Source organism: Geotalea uraniireducens Rf4 (genome assembly GCF_000016745.1).
Taxonomy (GTDB): domain Bacteria; phylum Desulfobacterota; class Desulfuromonadia; order Geobacterales; family Geobacteraceae; genus Geotalea; species Geotalea uraniireducens.
This window is the reverse complement of sequence record NC_009483.1, coordinates 1901429-1920595: the sequence shown is the minus strand read 5'-3', so window position 1 is coordinate 1920595 and position 19167 is coordinate 1901429. Positions and strand designations below refer to the sequence as shown.

Here is a 19167-nt window from a genome sequence, read left to right as displayed (position 1 = left end):
ATGGTCTATGTTCCCCCTCTTAAGCTAAGAGGGGGCTAGGGGGAGTTAGCTTCGCGCCGGATCCTGGCGGACCCAGGCAGACTCCTGCTGATGGATTTTTCTGAACTCGCAGCGTCCCTTCATCCGGTAACAGATAGCCCTCCCCCCGAAAACGAAGCGATTGGACCAAAGGTACAAAGGGGAGCCGCGGGTGTAACGCTTGCGGGTCATCTCCATGAGACTATCGACGCCACGCATGAAGAATTCCCGGTCGCCGAAATCGAATAGCCGCCCCTCTTTCAGCCAAGGTTCCATGTTCCAGTACACCCCGCGCCGGACGATCTCCAATCGCTCCGGCTCCATCTCCTCCGGGCCGTCAAAAAGGCAGGCCTTGGCAGTGGCCCGGTTAAAACGGGCCTCGTCCCGTTCCAGTGTCGCCCTCTCCAACTCGCAGATCAAAAGCCATTCCTCATCGGTCATGGCCCGGGTGCAGCCGAAGTCGATCATTCCGAGCCGGCCGTCCTCCATGAAGATAAAGTTGCCGGGGTGGGGATCAGCAAGAAACCAGTGCAGCCGGTAATAAATCCGAAAAGTGCCAACTGTCAGCAGGTTGGTGAAGTGGTCCCGATCTTCCTGGGTCGGATTTCCTGCCAGGTATTCGTCAAGGTGACAGCCGGCCAGGTACTCGGTGGTCAGCACCCGTTTGGTGCAATAGTCGTCAAAGACCTGCGGCACCACCACCCGGTCGGCAGCGGTAAAAAGAAGCCGGGCCTCCTTGCCGAAACTGGCCTCCTGTTCATAGTCCGTTTCCATGAGCAGCATCTGCTCGATGTCGGCCAGCTTGTCGAGCGTATTCTGCCAGTCCGTGGTCAGACAGAGCGGCTGGAGCAGGAGGCGGAGATTGCGCAGATCGGCCTTTATGGTCCGGGCGATGCCGGGGTACTGGATTTTTACGGCGACTTCCTCGCCGCTCTTAAGCCGGGCGCGGTGCACCTGTCCCAGCGAGGCGGCGGCAAAGGCCTGCCGATCAAAAGAAGCGAATATCTCCTCCGGCTCACGGCCGAACTCGTCGAGAAAGACCTCGCGCACCATCGCGAAGTGCATGGGAGGGGCCTCGAAGTGCAGCGCTGAGAGCACTTCGGCGAACTCCTCGGGCACCACATCGGGGAGATTGGCCAGCATCTGGCCGATCTTCATCACGGCGCCCCTCAAATATCCCATAGTGCCGAACAGTTTCAGCGCTGCAGCCAGGTGGGCTTCGCTTTTAAGCCGCTGCTTTTTGTCCGCGTCGCTAAAACGGCTGCGCAGCCAATAGGCAAAATAACCGGCGGTTACCCTGGCATTGAGAGAGCCCAGTGTCCATATCCTGGAAAAGGAGCTCACCGGCACCCTTTTGTTGGAAATACGGGTGATCAGCTTTGCCAGCCGCTGACCGGTTGGGTCCGTGGCGCTCTCCTTGGGGAGGGCGTCGAGCAGCATTTCCATCTGGAGTGATTCCGTCGTCTTCCCTTCCTCAGCCTGCATGCGTTTCTCCTTTGTCCGACCAGACGCCGGAAATCACCTGCACGAAGAAGCGCAGGGAATAATCGATCAAGGCCCGGGTCTCTTCCTGGTTGGGGGATGGATCGTTGGTCCAATAGGCAAGGATGCCGAGATAGAGCGACCAGTACATGTTCATGGCAACATAATCGGGGGCCTCAGTAAAGCCGTGTCGGACGATGATCTCCTGCACGGCGTCCAGATGTCCCGCTCGGGCCGCTTCACCCTCCTGGCAGACGGTCTTTCGGGGGAAAGGGCTCAAGGAGCGCTCCAGAACCGGGCCGAGAAACGGGCGCAACGGTTGCAGCCGCCGCAGCCCCGAGGCGATGAACAGAAAGAGCTCTTCGGTCAGGTCCTCCTCGCCGGTGCGGCGGCGTTGAAAATCCTCCATCCCCTGGCGAAACGCTTCGTTAACCATGGTCATCGCCATGGTTTCCTTGCTCGGGAAATAGTTGAACATGGTGCCGGCGGCCAACCCGGCAGCCAGAGCAATGTCCCGGGTGGTGCTGTCCTCGAACCCCTTGTCGATGAAAAGCTCCGCGGCCTTTTCCAGGATGCGGACCCGTGTTTCCTGCTTGGCCTGTTCGCTGATGCGCATGAAGTACTCCCATATTGTGACTGCGCTCACAATAATCAAAAACGAAAAGCCGTGCAACAAAAAAGTGAGCATGCTCACAAAAAGCTTAAAAAAATTGAGGTGACCTATGGGTTCCCTCAAACAAATCGTTATTTGCAGGCAGCACTGTCCGGTTAGAAAATTGCATCGTGCGTCTGAGCTTAAAACCACTGCCTTGCTCCCTCCCCCGGCCCCTCCCATCGAAGGGAGGGGGGCTTAAAATCCCCTCTCCCTTGGTGGACCCAAATTGCGGGCCTAAAGGAGAGGGCCAGGGAGAGGGGGGGATGCGCAGGCTGCAAGAATCTAGCCGGACATTGCTGATTGGCTGTCATCCTTATTCAAGCTGGATCCGGCAGTTGAAGGGGGTCAGAGCATCGCTCAGCGATAGTGCCGCTCGATTTCCGAGGCGTAGGCTGTTCCCAACGTGGCCGCATTTTCCGCCAGCCACTGGCTCAGGCGCGTCTTCCCAGCCGGCGGGCCTTTGGCGACCAGCAAACCGGCCATTAGCCCATCCAGTTCATCCCGGGTCAAAAGCGCATCGTCAACCATCTTTCCCACGAGGCGGGAGGCTTGAAGCGCAACCGCCGGGTTCAGGTGAACGATCCGGGCACGGCTGCCGATCTTTGCGGCGATGAGCCGGACAAGTTCATCGTAGGTGAAGGTTTCGGGACCGCCTGCATCCATCACCAGGTTGGACCCTTCTGAAGCTGCGTTGACAGCCAGCTCCGCCACATCATCCACATAGACCGGCTGCAGACGGTAATCACCCGACCCTGGAACGGCAAACAGCGGAAACTTCTTCAAAAGCCAGGCAATGTTGTTGATAAGGATACCTTCCGTGCCGAAGAGCACCGTCGGCCTGATGACGGCGTAAGAGAGCCGGGAGCCCGCGATCAGCCGTTCCACCACAGCCTTTGCCTTATAGTAGGGAAAGGGGGAGCCCTCGTCGGCATTGGCGATGCTGATGTGGACAATCCTCCTGATCCCCGCCTCTTCGGCCGCCCTGATGAGGGTCCTGCTGTTCTCGACGGCCTTCTCGAAGGTGACGTCCCCGTAAGGGAAGCGCACCCAATAGGTATTGTACAGGGTGGTCGCCCCTTCGAGGCTTCTGATCAGGGCGGAAGGGTCGTCGAAGTTGAACGGGGCGACACTCAGCCGGTCGCCGAACGGGTGCTGACGGTGGGGATGGCCGGTAATGGTCTTGACCTTCTTCCCCTGTGCGAGCAGGCGTGCCGTAATGTACTTACCGGTGAAACCTGAAGCCCCCGTCACCACCTGCAATTCAGGATCAGCCATCCCCTCCCCCTCACGGCCGGGTGTCCCGAAGCATGACCCGGCATGCCGGCATCACTTCTCCCGGGCCACCACCAAAAGCCCGAGGAACAGCCAGAACGCTTCCCTGATGCGCCGCATGATGCTGAAGGCGGCGCCGAGGGTCGCGCCCAGGTTGAATCCGAGCGAGAGCAGGATATTGCCCCCGTCCTGCACCCCCAGTTGTGCGGGGATCATGAAACCGAGACCGACAAAGAGCATCGCCAGGGCGTCCAGACAGAGAGCCAGCCCCCAGCTGACGGAGTGCCCCAGCAGCCAGAAAATAAGATAGACCTCCACCGATTGCAGCACCCAGCTCAAGAAGAATAAGATAAAGGCCAAAAAGCCGCGGCCGGGATGTTCGCGATAAAAGCCGGCCAGAAAGGAATCGAGGGTGGCGAGTTCCGCTTCTTTGGCCTTGAGGAATGCCGGACAGAGCCCCCATTTTTCAGCGAGGCGAATCCCCATGGTGCAAGGGTTGCGGTGCTGGATGATGACGAAGGCCACACCTCCCCCCCCGAGGAGAAGGGCGCCCACAGTGAGGGCTCCCAGGTAAGACGAATTGAACGGCAGAACGAAAGGTACAAGGGCAAGGCTCAAAAAGATGTAAAGGACGAGGCTCAGGACCATCAAGCCCTTGTGAATGACCAGGGACGCGGTCGCTTCTTGCCATGGGACGCCGCCGGCCTGGAGCCGGAGGGCCTTAAAGGGCTCCCCCCCCAGTGAAGCGGTCGGTGTAAGCTGATTGAGAGACTCCCCGGCCAGGCGGAGAAAGAAGAGTCGGCTCAAAGAAGGGCTTGCCTCCTTGTTGACCAGGACGAACTTCCAGGAAAGGGTCGCCAGATAATTTACGAACCCGTACGGCACGAGCAGCAGGAGCCCGTAATAACCCACCTGCCGAAAACAGTGGTCCAGGTTTGACCAACCGACCTGCTTCAACATCCCGTAAAGAAAGAGCGAGGCTATGGCCAGGAGGATATAGGTTAGGCGTCGCATCGGCCTCACAGACTCCATCGTCCAGCATCAGCAAAACAACGGCTGGGTCGAGTAATTTCGATTCCACAAAAATAGTGGTTCACAGTTCGGGAGGAATCCCGAAATAATCCATATAAAACTGAAAGCGACGCTTTTCCGTCACGCGATCCAGACCGAATTCCTCCAGGGAATAGCGGTGCACACCATTTTTATCTTTCGGATTTTCCGCCACGAAACGCCGCATGGCAAGCTCTGCCTTATCGGTAAGCTCGCGGCCGAAATGCCGGTAAATCCCCCGAACGACCGACATGGGGTCTCTCTCCAGCTCCGCATACTGCACATCGCAAAAGTGACCTCCCATCCCTTGGTTAACCTGGCGGAAGTGCAAGGCCTGCCAGGCGCTCCCCTCCCAGCGGCTGCTTACCTCGTTGCCGATTTGTTCCTTATCGAGCCGGTTGGTGAATGGCTCGCGCAGAACTTTCGTAAAACTGGCGCACGAGGGGAGCACTTTGAGCGGATCGCGATGGGTCACGACGATCTCCGCATCGGGATAAACATGCAGAAGCGACTCCAGCGCCATGAGGTGGCTCGGCGCCTTGAGCACCCAATGCGTGCCCGGGCAGCGCCATTGCAAATGCTGCAGGAACTGCCGGTGAAATTCATAGACAGGCCGTTTGTCGCTTTTGTCGTGCCAGATGCGATAGGAAGAGACTTGATACATGGTTTCGAAGACATAGCTCATGAAGGCATGACCGGTAATGGCAATACATTCCTGCGGATAGCGCGCATGGATCAGGTGGACCCGCTTGAAATCGGGCATCAGGATATCGAGCCACTTCAGCTCTTTTTCGGTTTCGACAATGCGCGGATCAACATGGTATGAGGCGGTCTCGGGCGGCGGCGACGGGTGCATCACCTCCCAGACCTGGGGGGAACGACAAGCGGGATCTTGCGCCAAAAGCGCATGAAGAAAGGTCGTGCCGCTTCGTGGAAGTCCCGTGATGAAGAGCGGACGGCGGACCACTTCATCACGAATTTCCGGGTTGCGCTTGCAGTCGTTTACCATGCGGAGCCGATTGCAGAGCATACGTACGATCTCGGACTTCGCACTGATACGGCCGACAAGGTTCAGATCCGCGTCAGATTCAAAGGACTGCAGAAGAATGCCGAGAGGTTGACGAAACGACTCGTCACCAAAGTCATCAAGACCTGTCCGCTTGCAGCTCTTTTCGAGGAGGGCGGTTTGATCCAGTCTTACAAACTCATGGCCGTTATTCTGGAGGAACCGGTTGACGGCATTGATACCGCTCAACAGCATCGAGAAACCGCCACGATCCGGATTTGCAGAATATCCGGTGCGGCTGCTCATATCTGTACACTGTCTTTTGCTGCCTTGCTGTGTCAAAAGTCTCTCCTTGGGCTACCGCCCTGGACTCGATCAGCACGGCAGGGGCGCAGTCCCGCAGGCATGGTTGTATAAAGCGGGGAATCTGCTCGAAGTATTAATTTGATTTAATTCTACCCCCATAAAAGTGATCGTCAACCATCTCCGGTTATTTCCCGTAAGTATCCGGTAATACCGGCAGCGGAGCTTTTCTTCCAACATAAAACTTCCTTCTCGACAAAATGAACTTTTTGCAATATATTCCACGGCATACTGTATACAAAAAAGGCTCTGGGTGCCAGGCGCGAGGTTCGAGAGAAGTCCAAAGACTTATTCCCATCCTCGATCCTGCCCTATTTCCCCGAATTTATTCCAACCGAAAGGAGAAGAACCAATGGCAGTAAAAGAATTCCACTATCAGGACCCGTTTCCAATCGCAAAGGACGAGACCAAGTACCGCAAGATCGAAGGTTCGGAAAAATACGTCGAAGTCAACCAGTTCGCCGGCAAAGATGTGGTGCGGGTCAGCCCCGAGGCGCTCACCATCCTCGCCAACGAATCGATGCGCGACGTCTCCTTTCTGCTCCGCCCCGCCCACAACGAGCAAGTGGCCAAGATACTCCGGGACCCGGAAGCATCGCAGAACGACAAGGGTGTTGCGCTTGCCTTCCTGAGAAACGCCGAGATCGCCGCCCGATTCGAGCTCCCCATCTGCCAGGACACCGGCACCGCCACCATCCTGGCAAAGAAGGGGCAGCAGATATGGACCGGAGTCAAGGACGAAGAATACCTCTCCAAGGGAGTCTACAAGACCTACACCGAAGAGAACCTCCGCTACTCCCAGACCGTGGCACTCGACATGTACGAGGAGATCAACACCGGCACCAACCTGCCGGCGCAGATCGATATCATGGCCACCGACGGCGACTACTACAAGCTCCTCTTCATGGCCAAGGGTGGCGGCTCCGCCAACAAGACCATGCTCTACCAGGAAACCAAGGCGCTCTTGACGCCGGATAAACTGGAGAAATACCTCATCGAAAAGATGAAGTACCTGGGCACCGCCGCCTGCCCTCCGTACCACATCGCCTTCGTCATCGGCGGCACCAGCGCCGACGCCTGCATGAAGGCGGTCAAGCTCGCCACCGCAAAAGAGCTGGACGGACTCCCCACCAAAGGGAACGAGCACGGTCAGGCCTTCCGCGACGTCGAGCTGGAAGAGAAACTCCTCCAGGCCGCCTACAAGCTCGGCATCGGCGCCCAGTTCGGCGGCAAGTACTTCGCCCACGACGTCCGCGTCATCCGCCTCCCCCGCCACGGCGCTTCCTGCCCTGTCGGCATGGCAGTATCCTGCTCCGCAGACCGGAACATCAAGGCAAAGATCACCAGGGACGGCCTGTTCGTCGAGGAGATGGACAGAAATCCGGGCCGCCTCATCCCCGAGCAGTACCGGGGCAAGCATGAGCACGGCGTCAAGATCGACCTGAACAAGCCGATGAAGGAAATCCTGGCCGAGCTGACCAAGCACCCGGTCTCCACCCCGCTCCTCCTCAACGGCACTATCATCGTCGGCCGCGATATCGCCCACGCCAAATTCAAGGAAATCCTCGACAGCGGCAAGCCGCTCCCCGACTACCTCCTGAAGCATCCGATCTACTATGCCGGCCCGGCCAAAACCCCGGCAGGCAAAGCTTCCGGCTCCTTCGGCCCCACTACCGCCGGGCGCATGGACAGCTACGTCGACCTGCTACAGTCACACGGCGGCTCCTTGGTGATGATTGCCAAGGGGAACCGCAGCCAGCAGGTGACCGACGCCTGCAAGAAATACGGCGGCTTCTACTTGGGCTCCATCGGCGGTCCGGCAGCTGTTCTTGCCGAAGAGAACATCAAGAAGGTCGAGTGCCTCGACTTCCCCGAACTGGGGATGGAAGCGGTATGGAAGATCGAAGTGGAGAACTTCCCGGCGTTCATCCTGGTGGATGATAAGGGGAATGACTTCTTCAAACAGTTGGGACTGTAGAACACAGGACATTTGGCACGCTACAAACAAAAAGACCCGCTTCCGCGGGTCTTTTTTTCTGCATCTCTTCATTCAAGCGTCGCATAAGTGATCAATAAAAAGATTTTCCAAAAGTGAGGTTGCATTTGCCCACAATTCGTTTACAATAATTTAAACAAATGTTTGTTTGGTTGCCACCGTGATGTAACTTACTGCCGCAAAAACGAAACCGCGTTCAGCGCCACCTTCACGAAGGAGTAATAAGCCGCATGATACAATTTGGTGCCCATCATGGCTGACAACGACTGCCGCGCCAACCTGATCACCCTCGCCACCCCTCTCTTCGCCGAGAAGGGGTTCAAGGGTGTGAGTGTGCGGGAGATCGCAGGCGTCGCAGGCGTAAACGTCTCCATGATCTCTTACTATTTCGGCGGCAAGGAAGGGCTCTACGGCGCCGTCCTCAATGAGCAGTTCGCGGTTTTGCAGGGCGTGGCTGAGATTGCACTGATGGATACCGATCCCCTTAAAAAATTCGAGTTCTACGTCCGGGGCACCGTCGCCCGTTACCGGCTAAACCCGTATCTCCTCAGGTTCTATACGAGCGAACTCACCAACCCGACCCCCTGTTTTGCCACCATCGTCAAGCCGGCGATCCAAGGGGTAGTGAAGACCCTCCAGGAGTTCTTTACCGACGGGCTGTCGCACCATAAATTTCGGGAAGGGCTCGACCCGACAGACACGGCCCTCGCCCTGGCAGGCATGATCAATTTCTACTTCCTCCTGGAGCCTGCAACAGGAGAGTTGGTAGACCACTCCCCCGAGCGGGACGAAGAGTTGATCAGACACATCATGGACATCTTCACGAATGGTGTGTTGAAGTAGGGCTTTTTTTATCATTCATTCAAACAAACGTTTGATTGAAATGGCTCGACAGGCAACAGTTATGGGGTATCCCCCCTCAACTGCCGAACCCGGATAACCGGTAGTGGCTCATATTTGCAAACATCAGCAAAATCCAATCAGAAAAGGAGTTGCCATGTCTACGCAAACCAACACAAAGGTAAGGATGTTCGGAGCGCTGCACTCTTTCAGGAAGGAACAGGGGCTGGAATCAACGACCGAAGTGACCATCCCGCCGGAGGGGCGCACGGCGCAAGATCTCGCCCACGACCTCGATCTCCCCATGAAGAAGATAGAAGCAGTGTTCGTCAACCACGTGGTTCATGGCCTCGACCACCTCATCCAGGCGGGGGACCGGGTTGCCTTCGTTCCGACCGGCATTCCCGGCCCCCACCGCCTGTTGCTCGGCATTTTCGGCGCAGACCGGCAAAACAGCATGCAATGAATATATTAACGGCAGCCATTGCTCTTGGCATTGCACCCCGTTGAAGAACCAGGCGTAAAGCCATCTCCTGAATACCTGAAAACCCTGATCCGGCAAGCCTTCGCAGCGGCAGGCGATTTGCAATTTTTCTTCGAATGGGCTATTCTATAATCAAAGGAAGGTGAAAAAAGATATTATGTCTCCGCTCCCACGATTGGAGAAGAGACGGATTACAAAAAAATCCTTCTAGTCATTAATCGCGTGTAAAACCTGTCGGGAAGCAACAACAGAGTTATCGGAGACATAAGCTAAAATCCATACCGCAAGGGGTGAACGCAGAAGGGGCCAACGCGAAAGCGCTGGTCCTTTTTATTTGTCCTGATTCGAAAGGAAAGGCTTTTAAATCTGCCATGTTTTTGTTGCTTTTTACCCGACCAGGGTTAAGCTTTTTGTAGAAATAGTCAAGGAGATCAAAAAGATGAGAGTGCAAACCGCACTGGTTATTTTGCTGGCCGGCATGCTCATGCCGGCAACGGTCATGGGAAAGGAGGGGCGCAAAATGGGTGACCTGAAAATCACGAGCCCGGCATTTACCAACAAGGGTGCGATTCCGGCTCGCTTCACCTGCGACGGACAAGACCTTAACCCGGCACTGGCGTTCGACGCGGTTCCGGTCGGCACCCGATCCCTGGCTCTCATCGTGGACGACCCGGACGCTCCGGTGGGGACCTGGGTTCATTGGGTCGTCTGGAACATCCCTCCCCAGACCCGGGAAATCAAGGAAAACAGCATCCCTAACGGCGCAGTCCAAGGCCTGAACGACTGGAAGCGGAACCGCTACGGCGGCCCCTGTCCTCCTTCGGGAACCCACCGCTACTATTTCAAGCTCTACGCCCTCGATACCACCCTCGACCTTCCGTCGTCAACCACCAAGACGGCGCTGGAGCGGGCGATGGAGGGGCATATTCTGGCCAAGGGAGAGATCATGGGAACCTACCGGCGACACTAGGAACCTGTCGGATGGACGGTTGCAACTCTGTTGCTCAGATGCCGGTCATCTCCTGCACCTTTAGTTCCAGATCGTCGGCATTGACCCGCACGACTTTTTTGTCGGCCTCCTCGGACCGGACCACCCCTTCATCGACCCACTTGAGGATCATCCCCTTCTCCAAACCGTATTTTTCTGCTGCCTCTTCCAGGGTGTACCAGGTTTTCGCGAATGACATGGCAATTTCCTTTTTTTTCTTTAATTATAGCAATGTTTTTGATTTTTTTAATCTTTTATTGATTATTTTTACATAGCTGTCACTCCGAACTGCGAGAGCCCACAAAAGTTTCTTATCCGCCCCGTAGTTTCTGCTACAATTACATGAACATCGTATCAGCCGTTTGATCTTGGGAGGTTCGGATGCATGTCGTCGTCATTCATCGCTGGCAGGAAGAAACAACGGAATTGGTCCAGGCGCTCGCCGTTACCCTGAGAATAACGGCCTACGAAACGCGGCAACGCATGATCGGCGGCGGGCCGGCCGTTGTGGCCAGTTTTGCTGATCCGCAACAGGCCCGGACCCTGTCGACGAAACTGAACCAGAACGGAGTCGCGACGCTGATTATCGACGCCGACGCGGTTCGCAACAAGGCCGGCCGTTTCGTCGTACGCCGTTTTGAGCTGAAAGAGTGGTCACTGCGCATCGAGGCCGTAGACGGGCAATGCGCCGAAATCGCCTATGGAGATATCGACCTGCTCATCCCCGGTACCCGCATACTTGGGCAGTCTGAGACAATAACGGTTACAGAGCGCAAGTTCAGCCTCGGCCGGACCATTCTTTCCGGAGGCATACCGTTGACCAAGAAGGTCGAACGCCAGGAAGAGGTGAACAAAGAGGAACGTGAGAATGTCCTCTACCTTTATGCCGGTGAACGGCCGCCGGTTGTCTTCAGTCAGAGCGGCATGGTCTATGACGGCCTCGGTGCAGCCATGAAGATGTCAAGGGAGCTGAACTTCGCCTACCTGACGAGTGAACTGCGCCGGCTCTGCCCGGCGGCCGGCTATGATGACCGCCTGCTCAAGCGGCTCGGGCAGGTCCGATTGCTCGGTCCCGCTCAGAACCCGGAAACCAACCTCGATCTCGCGTTCGAGATCCTCGCCCGGAGTCTGCGGCGCGGGAGAATTACCGGTTAATACATCAAAAAACTCAGCAGCCGCATATTGTCCGCAATGACATCAGGGTGCCGGAATTTAGCAAAACATGATTTTACTACAAATCAAACAATCATTTCAGCACGTTACAGTATTAATAAAACTGTAACAGTAAAATAATAGAAAATTGGATTACCCAGTAGCACGCAAACTCGCCAACATATTGTTTTGTTTGAACTTTTTTTGTTTTATTTCTTGCATTCCTCCAAAATTGCATTTATAGTCTTATTAAATTCAATAGAAATCGAGAGGAACAATTATGAAATGTCCCGTATGCAACAACAATGAACATGTTGACATTGATCTACATTCGGATAGCTTCGCGGAAGGCATTATGGAATGCAGTGTCTGTGAATCCATCTGGTCTGTTAATCACGGCGTAACTAAACTCGTCAAAGACACCCAGGAAAAATCATTTCTGGGAGCTGCATACAAATTTTATTATAGCTTCGCTGCATAGTATTTGAAAAACTCACCCTCCTGCATGTCCCCCACCCTGCCGGCAGCCGTCGCAGGGTATTTTTTTGTTCGTTGTTTGACGCCGGTCCAATCGTTAATAAACCTTGTGCAGATTCATGATTTCGGATGCCTTATTGCTCTCGCGGGATTTTTGGTTTGACAGCAGACAAGAAGATGACGTATACAAAGTTGCCCGCCACTTATGGCCTCTTTCCACATAGTTAGCCACCTTTCATGGGTGTTCTTTAGTCCCTTAGAAAAATTATTTGCATGTTTTTTGCGAAGAATTTTTCGTGAAGGGACTTATCCCATTCATCGGGGTTAGGGGGATATAGACGTATTTCGCCCTCCTCGGTTTCCTGCTTTCGTGTCGATCAGGCGACTGTCCGGATCGGCTGAGGGGGCAGACAATCCATATTTTAAAGAGAGAGAGAAAAAGAAACATGATGAATCTGAAACCCGAAGTTGTTGCCCAGCTTGAGCGCGTGCTCGGCTCCGTAGAAATGTTGCTCCCCAAGGCCATCAAGCCGATCGATTGGGCAAAATGCCACGCTGCCAACTGGCGCCGCCACTCATTTTCCGGTTTTCTGGAGCCGGTCAAAGTGACCGACACGACCTCTCTCGACGAACTGCTAGGGGTCGAGAAGCAGAAAGAGGTAATGGTCAACAACACGCGCCAGTTTCTTAAAGGACTGCCTGCCAACAACGCCCTGCTCTGGGGCTCGCGCGGTACGGGCAAATCATCCATAGTGAAAGCCCTGCTCAACGAATTCGCCCCTCAGGGTCTGCGCGCCATCCAGGTCGAAAAAGAAGACCTGATCTACCTGTCCGACATCTTCACCGCCGTCGAGAATGAACCGTACCGCTTCATTCTGCTCTGCGACGATCTCACCTTCGAGGTCGGCGAGCTCAGCTACAAGATGCTCAAGAGCGCCCTCGACGGCTCGGTCTACTCGGCCCCTGAAAACGTCCTGATCTACGTGACCTCCAACCGCCGCCACCTCCTCCCCGAATATGAAACCGACCATATCGGCGGAAAGTTCGTCAATGGAGAGCTTCAGCAGAGTGAGGCAATGGAGGAGAAGGTTTCCCTCTCCGACCGCTTCGGCCTCTGGATCGCTTTTCACGCCTTCTCCCAGGACCGCTATCTGGACGCAGTTCGCCTCTGCGTCGAGAGACAGGCACGCGAACGGGAAGTGGAAATTCCCTGGACAAAGGAACTGGAACAAGACGCCATAAAATGGTCCCATGACAAGACCAAACGTTGCGGCCGGACAGCATTCCAGTTCTCCAAGAACTGGGTGGGGCGCTACCTGCTCTCGAAGTAGGGAATTCGACGCGGAACCGGCTTATTCCAATTTCAAATCAAGGATGAAATCAAGGCGGCGAGGAGTGAGGCGACGAAGGCGTACAGATAGTACGTTGAGGAGCCGAAGACGAGCCAACGAAGATAGCGCCTTGATTTGAAATTGGAAAGGGGCCGGACTGCTTGACTAAAAGCCAGCCTGGCCCCTCACCTTTCTCCACGATCAAGATAAAGAAATATTTGACGAACGGATTTTTTAGTATCGCTAAATATATTTTTTAGCTACAATATAATTCATGAATTCTCTGGCTTTTTTCCTGATCCTCTTCTCCGGCATCATGCACGCCATTTACAACCTCCTCATCAAACGAAGCCGCAACAAGACGGTCTTCATCTGGTGGATCTTCGTCTGTTCAACGGGGCTCTTCACCCTGGCTCTTCCGCTGCTGCCCGGGCCGTTTCCCCGCCCGGGCATGGTTGTTATCTTTCTCAGCGCAGCAGGGGCCTTCTGTTTCGTCCTCTACCACCTTTTCATAGGTCGCGCCTATCAAGCCGGCGACCTTTCGCTGACCTACCCACTTTCGCAGACGGCAATGCTTTACGTCCCGCTCTGGGGTGTCCTGTTCCTGGGCGAGCACCTCAGCTTTGCCGGACTTTGCGGCATCAGCCTTGTCATGGCGGGGGCGTATCTGATCCAGATGCGGCGCCTGACCATGAAGGAGTTGCTGCGCCCCTTCTGCAGCCTCGTTGATCATTCTGTCCAGGCGGCGCTTGCTGCCGGTTTCGTCTACTCACTGGGAGCGATCATCGACAAAACCGGCGTTCATTACTATTCCCCTCTTTACTTCACCTACATCCTCGTCGTCTCCATGCTGGCGATCATGACCGTCAACCTTCTCCGCGCCGGCTACCGCTCCCAGATCGTCGCCGAGTGGCAGGAGAACCGGGGCTTCATTCTGGCGGGCGGGCCGATGTTGATGGGCTCTTTCCTCTCCTTCCGCTACGGCCTTGCACTCGCTCCCATGAGCTACGCCGTGCCGGTGCGGCAGGTGAGCGTACTCGCCGGAGTCCTCATCGGCATTCTCTTTCTCGGTGAGTCGTGCGGACGCATCCGCTTCTTTGCTGCCGCGCTGATCCTTGCCGGAATATTATTCATCCGCCTCGGCTAGTACCATGAAACATCTAAATCTAACTCCCCCCAACCCCCTCTTATCTTAAGAGGGGGAGCAAACCAGCCAGCTCACTTAGCACGTCCCTCCCCTTAATTAAGGGGAGGACAGGAGGGGTTAGCTGCGAAAGAATAAGTATTACAGTGTACTAGTCGTAGAGTGGATAGATCGGCGCTACTTCCGCAGAGGTTTTACGAAAAAATATGCAATAAGCAGAAAGGGAAAAGATGAGAAGGCAGCTTCCAGGTTACCCTGGAACAGTTGCCACGTGCCAAAGGAGACTATGGAGAGGACAAAAAACATCATAAAGTATGCGGCCGGCTTGTTCATGGATGCAATAGTAACCAGTGTCGTACGGTCTTGTCAAGGAACCTGTCGGATTTGGGGAATCATCTTCCCAAGTCCGACAGGCTTGGCTATTTCAGAAAAGGACAAAAAAAGGAACGGGTTATTTGTCGACCCATTCCCTTTTATAAGTGCAAATCTGAGATCTGCGGGAGCACCTGTCAGTCGGCAAGCTTCTCGCGGATCGTCTTTTCCGCCTTCTCCACCAACTGCCCGTGTGCAAAAGGCTTTCGGATAAATCCATCGGCTCCGGATTCTTTCACAAGGCGGCGAAGCTCGTCCTCCGGCTTCGATGAGAGCAACAGTATGGGGATACCCTTGGAAAGCTCGTTATCCTTGAGCATTTTCGCCTTCTTGTCTCCATCGAGCATCGGCAGCATGACGTCAAGTATGATAAGATCCGGTTTGTCCTGACTGAAGATGAAGTTATCCGCCCCCTTCGCATTCAAGGCAGTAACAACGTCGAACCCGCCCGCCTCAAGAGCTTCGCGGGCCATCGCCAGTACAATTTCGCTGTCATCAACAACAAGGACTATCTTCTTATTCATCGTATTCCTCCAATTACACGTTCAACAAATTTCATATCATATCACGTACCACACCAATTTTTTTTAATTGTTTACCATAACGTATACTCATTAGCTACATATTTAACCATCCGGTGCCGTGGATAAGTCGCTACCGATTTTTGATCCGAACGTGGAAAGTGCCAGTCGCGCGAGCTCTTATGCTTAACCGTAACATCCCCCAATATCAGCCTCAAATATGCCGAGACCACAATCCCTAACCCCGATGAACGGGATAAGTCCCTTCACGAAAAATTCTTCGCAAAAAACATGCAAATAATTTTTCTAAGGGACTAAACGCTACAGGAACTCCTCGAAATAGTCCAGATCCTTATGAAAAGTCTCTTCTAGACGCCAGAGGGAAAAGAGAGCGATGGCCAGACAGAGGCCCCCGACGATCAGTGCACCCGGTTCAAGGCCAAACTGTTTGCGACAGAGCTGAAAAAGCATGGTAATCGGCACGACCATCCCGCGCACAAAGTTGGGAACGGTGGTGGCAACGGTGGCCCGCAGATTGGTGCCGAACTGCTCTGCGGCGATGGTGACAAATATGGCCCAGTAGCCGCTGCCGAAGCCGAGGAAGGCGCAGATCCAGTAGAAGAGGGATGGGGAGACCCCGTCCGCCAGGAAATACCAGCCGATGCCTGCAACCGTAAGTGCCAGAAAGATAAAGATCACCTGCCGCCGGCTCTGCAGAAGTTGGCTCAGTACGCCGCTGGCGAGGTCGCCGAAGACCAGCCCCAGGTAGCAGAACATGACCGCGTTCCCCGCCGTGATCGGACCGGTGACGCCGAGTACCTTGGCGAACTCCGGGGAAAAGGTGATGAGGATGCCGACCACGAACCAGGTCGGTATGCCGATCAGGATCGAATGCAGGTAACGGCCGAAACGTCGCCGGTCAGTGAAAAGGGAGAGAAAGTTCCCCTTGCTGACGGCAGTGCTCGCCATCTGCCGGAACATGCCGGACTCGGCCACGCTGATCCTGGCGATCAGGAGCATGAGCCCCAGGGCGCCGCCGATGTAGAAGGCGTTGCGCCACTCGAACGCCTTGGCAACGAAATTTGCAAGTATCGCACCGGAGACCCCCACCGAGGCAACGACCATGGTGCCGTAGCCTCGAACGCTCTGGTGCAGCACTTCGGAAACCAGGGTGATGCCGGCCCCCAGTTCTCCGGCAAGGCCGATGCCGGCGATAAAACGGAGTACGGCATAGGCAGGGAGCGAGGTGACCGTGCCGTTGAGGAAGTTGGCCAGCGAGTAGAGGAAGATGGATGCGAACATGATCTTGAGGCGCCCTTTGCGGTCCCCCAGCACCCCCCATATGACGCCGCCGACCAGCATGCCGGCCATCTGCATGTTGAGGAGAAACACCCCCTGGTCGATCAGCCCTTGCCCCTGCAGGCCGAGAGACTTGAGGCTCGGCACGCGGACGATACTGAACAGCACCAGGTCGTAAATATCGACAAAATAACCGAGGGCGGCAATGATCACCGGTACGGAAAGGATATTACGACTGACAACTGCCTGCTGGCTCTGCATAATCACCTCGTGCTCGGAGTCTCATTGCCACATCGGATCGGTCCCGATCTTATCACCCCGGTTTTGCCGACGTCAAGGCCCATTTTGAGGGCATGCGGGGCTGAATATCCTGGAGAAAGGGTGCGTATTTTTACTTGACCCGCCCAAAAGCTCCGTCTAAACTCCCTCCATGACTCAGAAAAACAACTGGCAGACATTGCAGGATGAAGTACGGAAACTGTATGAGCTCTTCGACCGAAAGACGATGGAATGCATCGACGGCTACATGCATGCAGGGGGTCTGATCCATTGCGGCAAGGGGTGCCGGAGTTGCTGCAACCTTACGGTGAACTGCACTTTTCCGGAAGCCATGGGCGTCGCCGCTGCGCTGACTGAGGAGCAGGCAGGCCGGGTCAAGGCCCATGCCGCGCGGCTTCTGGAACATATCGGCGAAGTGTCGGACTTGAAGTCGTATCTCAGGATGCAACGGCGGATAATCGGCTTTTGTCCCCTGCTGCTCGACGACGGTGCCTGCGGCGTCTACGGCGCGCGACCGTTTTCCTGTCGCTCGCTCCTTTCAACCAAGGAGAGTCACTGGTGCGGCGCCGATTTCGGAGAGCTCTCCGCCGCCGAGAAAACCGCTTTCATCGACAGTCTCGACAGATCGGCAGTTTCCTTTCCCATGCATTATCTTGCAACAACCCGCGATCTGGGACAGCAGCTCGAAGCGCGCGCCGCAATCGGCATGGCCGCCCGTTTCGGTTTCTCACTGTCAGGGAACCTCCCATTTCTCATCTACCTGGAGCGGGAACACCATCTGAGCAAAGTCATACCGCAGGGATGTCGGGTAACCATGAACGTTCTGGAACAGTCGGGGCTGTTCCACCCCTTCCTGACCATGCTCGATGAAGCATAGGGTATTCACCCGTCACAAGATAAAAACTATTGAAATAAAAATGTGGCCGGCTGCGTGGCGGCCGGTCACCTTTTTAGAGGCACGAGGTAAGGCCCGGCGTATTGCCTTAATCTTCCATTTCCCTGGAAACGTTGCGTCTCACCCGCTGTTTCCGTTCGATTCTCTGTTGCCGTGGCACTGCCGGTGCGACCGTTACCGGCGGAGTAGGTGCATTCTGTTGGATAATATTCCCCCCCGCACCCGGAATCGCCGGTTGCCCCTCCGGTTTCGCCGGTTGGACCTGCCCGTTCGGCTGGGCTGAGGAAGGATCCGACTTCTGGTCAATCCCCAGATTCACGACCTTTGCCTTGGCACGGTAGCGGGCGGGAATTTCGTACGTGCTGTTCGTATAGTGAGCGACCCCCCGGGAGTCGGTCCAGGTATAAAACTCGCCATATGCAGAAGATGCTACGAAAAGCAGCATCACCATCAACTTTTTCATGATTCCCCCAAGCATCGCATTGGAACGTGCAGGCTCCTATTATTAAAGAAATGTCGTCGCTATTCAATGGGAAAAAGGAGACCGGCTTGTTTCGTCAGGCAACCATCGGCCAAATGCCGGCGAATCAATAACCGAACCAGAGTGCAATGGCGCTGACAGCCGCCCACCCCAGCACCCCGGCAGTCGCCACCGCGCAAAGCAGCGCCAGGAATCGATGGATGGCCGTCTCTCCTCGTCGGTCCTCATAGCCCAGGAGCCTCCCCAGGATAATCCCGCCGATGATCCCGCCGCCATGCCCCCAGTTGTTGATTCCGGGCATCACCAGGCCGAACAGGACCAGGCCGACCACCCATCCGCTTACTTCCCGGTAGACCGCAGTTCCGTAGGCTCCCCCACGGCTCTTGCCGAAGTAGAGAAGCGAGCCGATCAGGCCGCAGACAGCCGCTGAAGCGCCGATGGTAAAAGGAACGCCGGCCAGGTAGGAAACCAGGAAACCGCATACCCCTCCCAGGGTATAGATGGTGAACATGCGGTTGGGGCCGTATTCGTGATTGACCCACGGAGCGATCTGGCGCATAGCCATAAGGTTGAAGAAGATGTGCAAAATACCGCCGTGGAGGTAATTGGCGGAGAGGAGCGTCCAGAGCCGGCCGAACCGGTCGATGGGGACCGTTCCGGTCGCACCGAGCAGCAAAAGGCTCGTCTTGTCCGGCGAGAGGAGGCTGAAAGGATTTGCGGAAAACCCGTGGCGGGCGCTCAAGAGGAGGGAAAGAATATAGAAAATGATGTTGGCAGTTACGATTGTCCTGACCATCCAGTCGCCGTCGAGGGCTCCCCGTATCCAGGCGGTCGACTGCCACCAGGCGGCAGGTCGCGATGCCCCGCACCATGAGCAGGAGGATTCACTGCTGCCGATCAGGCGCCGGCAGCGGGGGCAGAGCATGGCTCGTTGCGTCATCGTCGTTACTCCGATTCAGTGGTTGATTTCCCGCCCACTATACCATTCGCCGGCGGAAAATCCACGCACAGAATTCAGGGCGAGTCTTTTTTTAAACGGAAACTATAAGCAAAACAAAGCAA

The 19167-nt window shown here is 55.5% G+C and carries 18 protein-coding genes; 8 read left to right on the top strand and 10 right to left on the bottom strand.

Annotated elements, in window-relative coordinates; translation table 11 throughout:
• Positions 1-45: 45 nt before the first annotated feature.
• The 5 genes from GURA_RS08425 to GURA_RS08405 form a co-directional block, all read right to left on the bottom strand.
• Positions 46-1503, bottom strand: a complete 1458-nt coding sequence (locus tag GURA_RS08425; protein ID WP_011938558.1) for an ABC1 kinase family protein — start codon at positions 1501-1503, stop codon at positions 46-48.
• Positions 1493-2116: a TetR/AcrR family transcriptional regulator gene (locus tag GURA_RS08420; protein WP_011938557.1), complete on the bottom strand. Its 624-nt coding sequence runs from the start codon at positions 2114-2116 to the stop codon at positions 1493-1495. The genes GURA_RS08425 and GURA_RS08420 overlap by 11 nt, the downstream gene beginning before the upstream one ends.
• Positions 2117-2512: 396 nt before the next feature.
• Positions 2513-3430 carry an SDR family oxidoreductase gene (locus tag GURA_RS08415; RefSeq protein ID WP_011938556.1) on the bottom strand — a complete coding sequence of 306 codons (918 nt, stop codon included), beginning with the start codon at positions 3428-3430 and terminating at the stop codon, positions 2513-2515.
• A gap of 51 nt (positions 3431-3481) precedes the next feature.
• The gene (locus GURA_RS08410; protein ID WP_011938555.1) at positions 3482-4441 is read right to left on the bottom strand and encodes a flippase-like domain-containing protein; all 960 of its coding nucleotides are present in this window, start codon (positions 4439-4441) and stop codon (positions 3482-3484) included.
• A 79-nt stretch (positions 4442-4520) separates the two neighbouring features.
• A complete protein-coding gene (locus GURA_RS08405) occupies positions 4521-5825 on the bottom strand; it encodes a sulfotransferase family protein (RefSeq protein WP_011938554.1) in 1305 nt (434 codons plus the stop codon).
• Between the two features lie 373 nt (positions 5826-6198).
• On the opposite strand from GURA_RS08405, the gene GURA_RS08400 reads away from it, so the two are divergent.
• From GURA_RS08400 to GURA_RS08385, 4 genes are all read left to right on the top strand, one after another.
• Complete coding sequence (locus GURA_RS08400; RefSeq protein WP_011938553.1) at positions 6199-7824, top strand: fumarate hydratase; 1626 nt, start codon at positions 6199-6201, stop codon at positions 7822-7824.
• A 270-nt stretch (positions 7825-8094) separates the two neighbouring features.
• Positions 8095-8685 (top strand): TetR/AcrR family transcriptional regulator, encoded by a 591-nt coding sequence (locus GURA_RS08395; protein WP_011938552.1) that lies wholly within the window; start codon positions 8095-8097, stop codon positions 8683-8685.
• A 154-nt stretch (positions 8686-8839) separates the two neighbouring features.
• On the top strand, positions 8840-9148 hold the full coding sequence (locus GURA_RS08390; protein ID WP_011938551.1) for a MoaD/ThiS family protein: 309 nt from the start codon (positions 8840-8842) through the stop codon (positions 9146-9148).
• A 457-nt stretch (positions 9149-9605) separates the two neighbouring features.
• Positions 9606-10136 carry a YbhB/YbcL family Raf kinase inhibitor-like protein gene (locus tag GURA_RS08385; RefSeq protein WP_011938550.1) on the top strand — a complete coding sequence of 177 codons (531 nt, stop codon included), beginning with the start codon at positions 9606-9608 and terminating at the stop codon, positions 10134-10136.
• 34 nt (positions 10137-10170) lie between these two features.
• On the opposite strand, the gene GURA_RS08380 is transcribed toward GURA_RS08385, so the two are convergent.
• On the bottom strand, positions 10171-10353 hold the full coding sequence (locus tag GURA_RS08380; RefSeq protein WP_011938549.1) for a MerR family transcriptional regulator: 183 nt from the start codon (positions 10351-10353) through the stop codon (positions 10171-10173).
• Between the two features lie 182 nt (positions 10354-10535).
• Here GURA_RS08380 and GURA_RS08375 point away from each other — a divergent pair, with 182 nt between their 5' ends.
• The 3 genes from GURA_RS08375 (at position 10536) to GURA_RS08360 (ending at position 14261) form a co-directional block, all read left to right on the top strand.
• Complete coding sequence (locus GURA_RS08375; RefSeq protein WP_011938548.1) at positions 10536-11309, top strand: hypothetical protein; 774 nt, start codon at positions 10536-10538, stop codon at positions 11307-11309.
• Positions 11310-12229: 920 nt separating this feature from the next.
• Entirely contained in the window at positions 12230-13114 is an 885-nt protein-coding gene (locus GURA_RS08365) for an ATP-binding protein (protein ID WP_011938546.1), read from the top strand.
• A 274-nt stretch (positions 13115-13388) separates the two neighbouring features.
• Positions 13389-14261 (top strand): DMT family transporter, encoded by an 873-nt coding sequence (locus GURA_RS08360; protein ID WP_011938545.1) that lies wholly within the window; start codon positions 13389-13391, stop codon positions 14259-14261.
• 506 nt (positions 14262-14767) lie between these two features.
• On the opposite strand, the gene GURA_RS08355 is transcribed toward GURA_RS08360, so the two are convergent.
• Positions 14768-15154: a response regulator gene (locus GURA_RS08355; RefSeq protein ID WP_011938543.1), complete on the bottom strand. Its 387-nt coding sequence runs from the start codon at positions 15152-15154 to the stop codon at positions 14768-14770.
• 318 nt (positions 15155-15472) lie between these two features.
• Positions 15473-16711 (bottom strand): MFS transporter, encoded by a 1239-nt coding sequence (locus GURA_RS08350; RefSeq protein WP_011938542.1) that lies wholly within the window; start codon positions 16709-16711, stop codon positions 15473-15475.
• A 169-nt stretch (positions 16712-16880) separates the two neighbouring features.
• Here GURA_RS08350 and GURA_RS08345 point away from each other — a divergent pair, with 169 nt between their 5' ends.
• Positions 16881-17606 (top strand): hypothetical protein, encoded by a 726-nt coding sequence (locus tag GURA_RS08345; protein ID WP_011938541.1) that lies wholly within the window; start codon positions 16881-16883, stop codon positions 17604-17606.
• Between the two features lie 106 nt (positions 17607-17712).
• On the opposite strand, the gene GURA_RS22750 is transcribed toward GURA_RS08345, so the two are convergent.
• Both GURA_RS22750 and GURA_RS08335 read right to left on the bottom strand, forming a co-directional pair.
• Entirely contained in the window at positions 17713-18087 is a 375-nt protein-coding gene (locus GURA_RS22750; RefSeq protein ID WP_198134544.1) for a DUF4124 domain-containing protein, read from the bottom strand.
• 124 nt (positions 18088-18211) lie between these two features.
• A complete protein-coding gene (locus tag GURA_RS08335; RefSeq protein WP_011938539.1) occupies positions 18212-19045 on the bottom strand; it encodes a rhomboid family intramembrane serine protease in 834 nt (277 codons plus the stop codon).
• Positions 19046-19167 lie beyond the last annotated feature (122 nt).